General features: G+C 51.3%; 2 protein-coding genes. Both read right to left on the minus strand.

Translation table 11 applies throughout. The annotated features are described in order from the left end of the window. Window positions 1–52 precede the first annotated feature (52 nt). Window positions 53–1,756, minus strand: a complete 1,704-nt coding sequence (locus IM753_RS12660) for an amino acid ABC transporter ATP-binding/permease protein (protein ID WP_194109435.1) — start codon at window positions 1,754–1,756, stop codon at window positions 53–55. Then, window positions 1,749–3,581, minus strand: a complete 1,833-nt coding sequence (cydD, locus tag IM753_RS12665; protein ID WP_156065119.1) for a thiol reductant ABC exporter subunit CydD — start codon at window positions 3,579–3,581, stop codon at window positions 1,749–1,751. The genes IM753_RS12660 and cydD overlap by 8 nt, the downstream gene beginning before the upstream one ends. Between the last annotated feature and the right edge of the window lie 237 nt (window positions 3,582–3,818).

The following is a 3,818-nucleotide window of genomic DNA, read 5'->3' on the forward strand; positions in this document are numbered from 1 at the left end:
ATGACTTGCCCTTTTTTGATGGTTAAATCCCATTTAAAACCACCCTGTTTAATCATCCCACACGCACCACATTCACATCGCCCATCTCGTCCCATATTTGGTGCGTGGCAATGGCAAGCACGCCAATCTCGCCTGCCTGTTGCATATCGGTTAGGCTCTGCCACACCTTATGGCGAGTGGTGCTATCTAGCCCTGCAAATGGCTCATCTAGTAACAGCACCTTTTTGGGTGATAGAAGCAGACGAGCCAGTGCCACACGCCGACCTTGACCGCCTGATATCGCCATGCCGTACTCGCCAAGTGGCGTATCTAATCCTTTGGGCTGGTGCTTTGCCCAGTCAGACAAGCCCACTTTATCAAGCACCACCCACAGCTCATCATCGCTCGCTGACGGCTTACCCAGTCGCAGGTTGTCGGCAAGGCTCTGATCAAAGATGTCCACGCTTTGCCCCAAAAAGCCAAACGAGCGACCAAAATCCACGTTATCCATGTCCACATCACGAAGAGCCGATGTCCGCACCACCATCTCGCCACTCATGCGTGGCACTTCCCCTGCCAGCGTGGCAAGCAGTGTGGATTTGCCCGCCCCTGACGCCCCCATGATGAGCGTGGGCGTGGTTGGGGTAAGCGTGGCACAGATACCGTCCACACTCATAATGGCGGACGGCATTTTTATGGATAAGTCTTTTAGAACAAGGGTCGGATTGTCATCTATCAGCTGTTTTTGGGGTGTGCTGTCTGCACTCATCAGCTCATTGATACGTGCTTTGGCATTGACACTTCTACCATACGCCAACGGCTCGCCCACCAGTGCCGAGACTATCTCCATCAGCCCAAACACCCCAAGTGTCAAGGCAAGCACCATGGCAGGATTTAGGGCAGTATGACCGTTTAGCGTTGCCACCGTAAAAGGGGAAATACCCTGCTCAAATATCCGCCCTGCCATCAGTAGCAGTAGCACCACCGCCAACGCAATGATAAGCTGAATGAGTGCTTGGGCGTTACGTCTGACTCGCAGTGTCGCCATCGTCAGCTGATGATGTCGCTCATCATACTCGCCAAGCTCCCGCACGCTGTCCTGCCATCTGCCCCACGTGATGAGAGCGGTTAGGGTAGGCAAGGTGTTGATGAGTTTGCTCTTGCGTAGCACCAAAAGCTCACTCTCACGCCGTGCCAGTTGCACGCCTTTATATAGGGTCATGACCGCAATGATGAGTGCCAGCCCCATGTGTAGCACGATAATCCACGCTGTCGGTATCATCACAGACACCATGAGCGACAGCACCGCCACCGCCACGACCGCCACCACAAAGGGCGACACCACTCGCAATGGGAACTCATCTAGCGTATCAATGTCCTTGACCAGCCTTTGCATGGTCTCGCTACTACCGCCCTTTTGCAGTCGCACCGATAACGGCAATCTCGCCCAATGCGAAAAAAACTTCACTCGCAAATCACGAAGTAGCCCAAACACCGCATGGTGCGACACCATCAAATCGCCATAACGGGCAAAGGTTCGCACGATAGCAAAACCACGAATAATGGCGGACGGCATAAGATAATTAAAGGCGTGCGACCCCACCGCCAGCACGCCTGCCACGCCTGCCATCGTGATAAACCACCCCGAGAGCATGACCAGCCCCAGCACCGACAATACTGTCGCTATGCCTAACAGCCATGCGATGAGCCACAGAAGCTTTTGGCTAAGTAATAACTCTCTTAGGCGAAATGGACGTCTGTTGGGTTGATTAGCCATGTTGCACCGCCTTTTGTTGTTTTTGCTCATACAATGCCGTCAAGTCATGGACGACATCAAAGTCCACCCCTACCCCATCGTGCGTAACCCAAATCACGGTCTTGCCGACACTCACACGAGACAATAACGCCTTAATTTTCTCTGCCGTCTCACTGTCCAAATGCTCGGTTGGCTCATCAAGTAGCCACACTTTGGCATTTTGTAATAATAACTGAGCAATGGCAAGCCGCTGCCCTTGACCGCCTGACAGTCCACCGCCACGCTCGGCAAGCACGGTATTCATGCCATCTGGCAACTGACTGATGATGTCCCACAGGGCAACATCGTTTAGCACCTGCACCAGTTCATCATTAGTGGCAGACGGTTTGGCAAGGCGTAAGTTATCGCTAATAGAGATTGGTAATAATGGCGTGGTCTGCGACAGATAGCCAAGCTGTGTTCTTAGTATATTCACATCAAGCTCATCATACCGCACCGCCCTGCCATCAGCGTGAATGACCACATCGCCGGCAAAGTCGCCAAAACCAAGCAGGATTTGTAATATCGTGGATTTACCCACGCCACTTGCTCCCATCAAGGCGGTGCGTTTGCCTGCGTCAAAGGTTAGGCTAATGGGCGATAATCGCACTCGCCCATCATCGCCAAATGCCGTGATGTTATTAAGATGAAAAGCAGGCGGACTGGTAAGATTGACCGCCACATCGCCCCCTGTTTTGTCTTTAAAATTTAGCATGGGGGCGATTGCTTTGGCACACGCCACCGCTTGCCCTTTGACATGATACTCTGCTCCTAGACGGCGAAGTGGTGCGTAAAACTCTGGCACAAGCAGTAGGATAAATAGTGCCGTGCCATAGCCTGTCAGCACCTGCCCCTTACCCCACGGCAAAATCCCCATCAAGCCAAAACCCAAATATACCGCCACCAAGGCAATGGATAAGGCGGATAAAAACTCTAACACCGCACTGTTTAAAAAGGCGATTTTTAACACGTCCATCGTGCGTTTGCGATAATGCTCGGAGCTATTTGCAATGTCTGATACGGCAATGTCCACCGCCCCCAGTCGTGATAAGGTATTGACCCCACGAATCCAATCCAAAAACCGCCCCCCAAGCTGTGCCAATGCGTCCATCTGCTCACGGCTTTTACGAGCGGTTGCGATACCGATGATTGCCATAAAAATCGGCACAAGCGGTGCGGTAAGTAGCAGCACCAATGCTGACGTAACACTATAAAACGCCACACACCCCGCCAAAATCAAAGGCGTGGTAACGGCAGTCATCTTTTGGACATGAAAGCGAGCATAACCGACCAGTTGGTCAGGCTCATCGATGATTTTACTTGCCAATGCCCCGTCCGCCCCAAAATCACGCCTTGCCTGCCCCAGCTCGCCTAACTTGACAAATAAGCGTTGTCTCACCGATTTGGCAACGGTCAGCCCTGCTTGACTCAGCAAAACATCACGTCCATAACCAATGGCAATGCGTACCGCCAAACACGCAAACAGCAGTCCCAAATTAAAGAGTAAGCCACTGCCCACCACCCTATCAGGCAATGGCACGCCCTGCACAAAGCTCGTCAGCCACCCATCAAAGAGCCACACCAGTACACACGCCTGCCCCACCAACACCAGCACGCTCGCGATGTCCAGCAAATACGCCATCATCATGGCTTTTTTGACCGGCTTAAAAGTCGCCCTTAAAAAGGCATTTGCCATGATGTCTTCTTGGGAGCGTCTGGGTTTTTTGCGTTTGGATTTTGGCGATGTCGATTGCTCTACATGGGGCGGATGTTTGGGCGATACGGTTGGGGTGATTGGCTCGGTCATGGTGTTGTTATTGTCAAAATTTAGCGTTACATTATCGCTAAATTTGGGGATAATTTCAAGGTAAAGATAACTCCCAACATCGCCCTTTGTGTTACAATATCGCCACTTGCTTATTTTTGCTTTATCTCATGTCAATCCGCCAAAAATTATACATTTTATTAGAAAATCACGATGATTCATCGCCTTTGGCATTGCCTGCCAAGATATTGGATTTATTTTTAATTACGCTCATTTTAT

It is taken from the genome of Moraxella sp. K127 (genome assembly GCF_015223095.1).
Classification (GTDB): domain Bacteria; phylum Pseudomonadota; class Gammaproteobacteria; order Pseudomonadales; family Moraxellaceae; genus Moraxella.